The organism is Candidatus Neomarinimicrobiota bacterium (assembly GCA_018647265.1).
Lineage (GTDB): Bacteria > Fidelibacterota > Marinisomatia > Marinisomatales > TCS55 > TCS55.
Genome location: JABGTK010000063.1, coordinates 1 through 6641, shown reverse-complemented (window position 1 = coordinate 6641; position 6641 = coordinate 1). Strand labels below are relative to the sequence as shown.

Annotated in this window: 5 protein-coding genes and 1 pseudogene; 1 reads left to right on the top strand and 5 read right to left on the bottom strand. The window is 38.2% G+C overall.

From position 1 onward, the window contains the following. Positions 1 to 35: 35 nt before the first annotated feature. Positions 36 to 164: pseudogene (locus HN459_03830) on the top strand (hypothetical protein). A gap of 32 nt (positions 165 to 196) precedes the next feature. Here HN459_03830 and HN459_03825 read toward each other — a convergent pair. The 5 genes from HN459_03825 to HN459_03805 form a co-directional block, all read right to left on the bottom strand. Beyond that, on the bottom strand, positions 197 to 1378 hold the full coding sequence (locus tag HN459_03825) for a YncE family protein (protein ID MBT3478572.1): 1182 nt from the start codon (positions 1376 to 1378) through the stop codon (positions 197 to 199). Positions 1379 to 1386: 8 nt separating this feature from the next. Continuing rightward, positions 1387 to 3483 (bottom strand): hypothetical protein, encoded by a 2097-nt coding sequence (locus tag HN459_03820; GenBank protein MBT3478571.1) that lies wholly within the window; start codon positions 3481 to 3483, stop codon positions 1387 to 1389. A 16-nt stretch (positions 3484 to 3499) separates the two neighbouring features. Next, positions 3500 to 5575, bottom strand: coding sequence for a hypothetical protein (locus HN459_03815; protein ID MBT3478570.1), 2076 nt, complete (start codon positions 5573 to 5575; stop codon positions 3500 to 3502). A 127-nt stretch (positions 5576 to 5702) separates the two neighbouring features. Beyond that, positions 5703 to 6443, bottom strand: a complete 741-nt coding sequence (locus HN459_03810; GenBank protein MBT3478569.1) for an outer membrane lipoprotein-sorting protein — start codon at positions 6441 to 6443, stop codon at positions 5703 to 5705. Continuing rightward, the coding region (locus tag HN459_03805) for a hypothetical protein (protein MBT3478568.1) at positions 6440 to 6641 on the bottom strand (202 nt) is incomplete at its 5' end. The genes HN459_03810 and HN459_03805, both read right to left, overlap by 4 nt.

The window sequence follows — 6641 nt, the reverse complement described above, 5'->3', positions numbered from 1 at the left end:
TCTGCACTTGAGAAAAAGGATCAAAAAGGGCCGGTAAGGAAATCCAATCCGGTTCAGGATATTGGTCTCAGAATTCTCCCATTCAAATCATGGGACTAAAAAGTGATACAGACCATCTAAAAATACAATGGCCCGATGGTTGCAAGACCCCCGAGTCTATATAGGGTAAAAAATTAACGGTTACATATAATGATAATTAATCGGTCATTTTCCAGAAAGCGATGCCACCTGCTTGTTTCCCAATTTCAGCTATAGCCACTTTTTCAAGATTATGTAGGTCAATAATTTCCACAGCTCCAGGTTCTTTTCCGATTCCTTCTACCGATACAAAAGCATAACGACTATCTGGTGAAATCACGACACCATGTGTTACCTTGCGTGAATTCTTCAACTTGGCAACTTCTTTCCCAGTTTTTAAATCCCAAACACCTGTTTTCGCGGCGCCTTTATAAGTAATAACTAAGTATTTACCGTCTCGGCTTACTTCACAATTATAAGGAGCTTTGTCAGTTTTAAAAGTTCGTACTACTTCCCATTTTTTAACATCAATCTCAACTACATTATCCGTACCGTTATTCACTACATAAATTAGATTATCATTCGGATGTGGATATACCCAAGTAGGTTTCTCTGGTGGCATCTTGTGATCCATCTTGGCCATAGCCATTTTTCCCATGGCAGCTATGCCCTTTTTATCTTTATTTGACATCCTTTTATTCTTACCCATTTTCATGTTACTATGATCCATTTTTTTCATATTGTGACCACTATGATCATTCATTTTGGGTGACGCTGTGGACATCGTTCGTGAAATTTGCATTGTCATTGCATCCATTTCATATAAAGTACCTGACATCATAGCAACAGAATAATGTTTTAGTCCATTATTTAGCAGTCTAGAGCCATGTGGCATAATGCCCGTTTCAACGCGATCAATTTCAATCATTTCTTCTGGATCAACAATAGAAACAGTGCTTGGTTCCGTATGGCCTCCATGTAGGTTGAAATTGACAATATATATTAAGCCTGTTGCATTCGATATTCCCATGGTTGCTGGAAATAAACCCAGCTCAATTCTGTCAACCATTTCATCAGTGCCAGTTTTGTATTTATACAAATGGCCGTAAGGAAGACCATGAGCCATTGATAAGTACCAGTAATCTCCATCAGGAGATACTGTTATTCCGTGCGGGCCTTCAATTTCTACAGGCCAAACACCGACAGGAATTCGTTTTTCAACATGTGCTGTTGTACCATCAAACCTGATAAGAGCAACTTCATCTTCAGATTCTGTAGCACAATAAATATAGTAATCTTTTGCGCATAATACACACATCATGAATGTATAAATTAGTATTGTTTTAATGATTCTTCTCATTTTTCTCTCTAATTTGTTCCTAATGGTTCATTATCTACTAATCGAACAGCCCATAAACCATTATTTAGATCGGCAAAATAAATTAACCCTTTATACGGGATTACACCCCAGACATTGGTTTGGTTAGCGGTGCTACCATCAGGATCAACACCTTTGAAAAAGGCTATTTCTCTGCCTTGTGCATATAAATTACCCATCAGTTCTCCCGAAATATCAACAATTCTTATTCCTCCATAATAATAACCAGCAAATAATGTGTCGCCTTCAACCCAGTGATTATGCGACCCAACCTCTGGTACCTGATAAATCGCTGTTTCAACAGGATTTTTTATATCTGTAAAATCAACGAAATGGAATCCTCCTTGATAAATTCTTTCTTCTGATCCAGGAACACTCTTTGCCCACTCATCGCCTGTAATAATAAAAAATTTATTTGTAGATTCGCTTTGAAATGGAAATGCTGCATGGTTATGTCCGTTTGGATCCTCTTTGCTACCTAATTTTGTTGGATTTCCTGGACTTCCTTGGCCTGCTAGTGCTAAAAACGGATTAAATTTATTTCTCTCTCTTGACTTTTCACTCTGCTTTATTCCACCCACATCAACCACATGAACACCATCGCTCCAATTAGATGAATAAGCAATTCCATTTTCTACCCAGACATCGTGAATGCTGTGTCCGGGGGTATCTAATTCATAAGACCCCACACGAAATGGGTTTGAAGGATCATTTATATTAATTATGTCATATCGTGTACCAGCGCTTAATGCATAAATATGATCTTCATAAATAAATACATTGTGAACACCGCCGGTTAAATTATCATTATATTCACTAATAATTAATACATTGAATGGGTCAGAAACATCTAGTATGACTAATCCATTTTTCCGATTTGATGCACCTTCTCTTGAAATAACGCCAACCCTACCATCTTCAGAAATTTTTACATCATTTACAGTACGCGCATCAACCTTTATTGTATCAATTATTACCATATTAGCTGGATCACTAATATCCCAAAAATATGCCTCACCATCTGCACTATGTGTACCCGTTACAGCAAAATCTTTACCTATATGTTTACCAATGCCTGCCCATACCCAAAGATCAGATGTATTGTGATTGGAAATGGTTCCGTGTCCTACAACTTCAAGTCTCTTACGTACATTTCTAGGAACAGCTTTTACTTTTTTGGATGCTGAAAATCCACTTGATTGAGCCGTTAAGGTATAAATACCAGGTGTTTCAGCCACAAATTTACCATCTTGGGTAATCAATCCAGATGCAGGTCGGCCAATACTTTCAGTTGATTGATTATTAATAAAATTATCAGTTTGACGAATTGCTTTACCTGAATAAGAATAAGTTATAGGAATATTATCAAGAACTTTATTTCCGCCATCTAAAACCATAGCATTTAATTTTATTACATCACCAGTTCTTATTTCATTCTCACTTATGTCTAATTTTATTTTTCTTGCTGGATTTTTTTTGGCTGACACCACTAAGGATTCTTCTAAATCATCTATTTTAGCAGTAATGATCGTTTTACCTGATTTTTTAATATTCAGATTACCAAAATTATCAAATTCAGCTACTTTCTTATTTTTTGATGTTAAAACAACGTTCGTATTCTCTCTGATTATTTTTGCCTTATCATAAACTTTAACCGCATAATTTACTGATGTCCCAACAAAAACTTTTTTGGCTGGATCAATGAAACTTATTTTTTCCAACGGTGGCATCGGCACATTAACTTTCATCCTGCTAACATTTCTTCCTTTTTTCCCATAGTAATAGGCCGAAAGATATAATTCACCTGCATCAAAGGCTTTAACATTAACCGTTGAAACTCCCGTTGAATCACTCATTCTTGGTTTCGCATCTAGTACTTTTCTCTGCCCTCGAATCATAAAAGTGCTTTTTACTTGATTTCCTTTTGAATCAACAAGCCTAATTAACACTGAGGCTTCCTCACCAATATTCAAGGAGAGAGAGTCAGGTTCGAAAATAAATTTCAATTTTTCCTTTTTATCTTCTACATTATCCTGAGCAACGCCAACATTAAGTAACAAAAAAATTACTGTAAAGTATTTCTTCATAATATCCTCCATATTATTACGGGGTTCCCAAATCTTTCTTTATATCTTCAAGTTTTATACAATAAAGTCCCGAATTCATATCTGCAAAATATATATAATCTTTATAAGGCTGTGCACCCCACACCATTGGTGCGTTGGGGATTTTACCTTTTTTATGATAAGGTAAATAATGACCAATTTCACGGCCTTGTTTATAAATGTCCCCAAGGAGTTCACCGGAAATATCTACAACTCGTAATCCTCCTTGATAGTTTCCAGCGATTAATATATCTCCGAAGATCCACAAGTTATGTGAGCCAGCTTCTGGAACTTCATAAATAGCCTCTTCTTTTGGGTTATCAGGATCAGAAAAATTCAAGAAATGATAGCCTCCCCTTGGGTTTGATGGCTGTCCTTTGGTAGCCAGAACGCCCCATGGGAAATTTTCATCACCTGCTATAATATAAAAGTTACCCGTTGACTTACTTAAAAAAGGGAATGCTGCATGATTGCGTCCAGTAGGATCTCCCATTGAAGCTAATTTTACTGGATTTGAGGGACTACCTTGACCTGCTTTTGCTAACAATGGGTTAAACTGCGACTGAGAACGATCAGCTTCATCAAATTTCATCCCACCAATGTCTACAGCAACAACGCCATCGCTCCAATTTGAAGAGTAGGCGATACCATTTTCAATCCAAACATCATGGATACTATGCCCAGGAGTATCCAATTCATAAACACCAACGCGAAAGGGATTTTTCGGATCATCAATATTAATGATATCATATTTACGTCCATTATTTACAGCATAAACATGATTTTCATATACAAATACATTGTGAACTCCACCTGTCATATCATCATTATACTCTGCTGATATCGTAACATTATATGGGTCACTTACATCCAATATTACAAATCCATTTTTTCGATTTGATGCCCCTTCTCTAGTAATCACTCCCACGCGACCATCTTCAGATATTTTTACATCATTTACCGTTCGCGCATCTACCGTAATCGTATCAATAATTATCATACTATCTGGGTTTGTAACATCCCAAAAGTAAGCTTCTCCATTTGAACCCCATGTCCCTGTTACAGCAAAATCTTTTCCTTCATGCTTATCCACTCCAGCCCAGACCCACAAATCACCGGTCAATACATCAGAGATTAATCCGTGCCCCACTAACGTTACTTGTTTTTTCACCTCTCTTGGAACAACTTTAATTATTTTCTGAGCTGAGTAACCTCCAGAAGATGCAATAAGAGTATATAAACCTGCTGTTTCAGCCACAAATCTTCCATCATCCGTTACTAGCCCTGCTGCAGGTAACGCAAACTCACCATAATCAGCTTGACCGATGTAAGAATAAGTGATTGGTGCATCCTCAATAGTACGACCACTTCTGTTTAAAGCTTTTGCATTCAACGCAAGCACGTCACCGGTTCTAATTTCTTCTGTGTCTATTGAAAGTGTCACTTGGCGTGTAGTATTTTTAACCACACGAACTTTAAAAGATTCCGTTATCTCCTCAACTGTAGCAGATACGGTGACGCGACCTGTCCGTTTTGTTTCCAGATTACCAAATATATCAAAATCTGCAACTGCAGTATTGCTGGATTTGAGCTTAACATCCGCATTGTCTCGTGTAAGCCCTGCTTCGTCGATCACTTCCACTGAAAAAGATGTGGATGTTTCTGTATATAGTTTACTTGGCATTTGATTAAATACAATATGATCAATTGGTGGGAAGGGGACATTGACTACGAGCTTATCCCGAACGCGATCATCGCGTTTAACCGTAATACTTTGAACGCTAAGTCTCAGGCGTCCAGGCTTATGGGCCTTGACGGTTACGGTTGCAATACCCGTAGAATCGCTCGTCCTGGGGGATACGGATAAAGCACGTCTCTGTCCAAATACATAAAATGAATTTTGGGAAAGATCTCCATCTTCATTGAGAAGTTTAATCGTGAGTTCTTTTGTCTCACCAACATTCAGTTCTATGGAATCCGCCTCAAACTCAAACTGAAGTTCTTCTACATTCTCATTCTGTCCGAAAACAATCGAAAACAGAAAGATCTGTAAAATAAAAAGTGTGTGTTTCATTGTATTAACATTCTCCTCTATAAAATCCTCAGTGGTAACGCCGAACAAATATACGTATAACTTTGTTGACCTAATAATAAAAATAATTTGATGATATTTATCGTAATCATTATCACTTTTTATTTGTTTACTTTCTTAATCGCGCTTTCAAAAAACGGGAATCAGGAATCTCCGTATCAAACTCAATTTCTTCTATTATCCATTCCGTTCCTTTGCTATTCCGTTTAAGCTCATCCTTAAACACGAATCTCGATGGGAACCATCTGTCCTGAACCTTTTTTATGCCGTCCATGGTGGATGTTTTTAAAAGCTTGCCGCTTTTGGCATAAAGTTCCTCTTTCATAGGGAGCAGGTATCCCTTATCGATCCATGCCCTGCGCATGGGATAGGACAATCCTTTCACTTTTGCCTCCAACAACATAATCCAATGATCTCGTCCATCGATCTCTACTGATCCCTCCAATGTGGCTTCATAGAGTTCCATCAGGGGGCGGTCTTCCATCATATCGTTGTAGGACATATCTGAACCCATGACCGATTGCCGGAGCATATGCCCGGAGATTTGGATCATCCGATCTGTCTGGGGCGAGTAGGTCCAGAGTTTATCATTCAACTTGAGCATTTTTGTCCCTGCTTCGCGAGGCGGAGAAAGGTATTCAGTAAACGCCTGATCGATACCAACAACCCAGTTTTTGGATTCGATGGTACGGCTGGAGCGCCGTCCATGGACGATCATTTTACTGGTTAATATCCGGCTTTTTGCGTTCAGGTTATTGTCCATAGCCTCGATAATATCCTGCACGGACATATCATCCGCTTGAGCAACGAGAAATGTAAAAGATAGAAAAGAAATAAGAATCTTGATCATGTTTCCAATTCCTTAAACAATTGTGCCATTTCCCGCTTGTATATGGCCAGACCGGCTAGCATAGTCCCCAGCACTGTAGCCAAAACGCCGGGTATGAAGCCAATATAAAAGAGGTCGGGTGTAACCTGGGCGTAGAAAATATTGGGCATAACCATGGACGAATTTGAAAGTGCTTCCATTCCCTTTGTATAATCTATA

Coding starts and splice junctions, on each gene's coding strand:
- HN459_03820 (MBT3478571.1), bottom strand. CDS start 3,483: ATGAAGAAATACTTTACAGTAATTTTTTTGTTACTTAATGTTGGCGTT.
- HN459_03815 (MBT3478570.1), bottom strand. CDS start 5,575: ATGAAACACACACTTTTTATTTTACAGATCTTTCTGTTTTCGATTGTT.
- HN459_03825 (MBT3478572.1), bottom strand. CDS start 1,378: ATGAGAAGAATCATTAAAACAATACTAATTTATACATTCATGATGTGT.
- HN459_03810 (MBT3478569.1), bottom strand. CDS start 6,443: ATGATCAAGATTCTTATTTCTTTTCTATCTTTTACATTTCTCGTTGCT.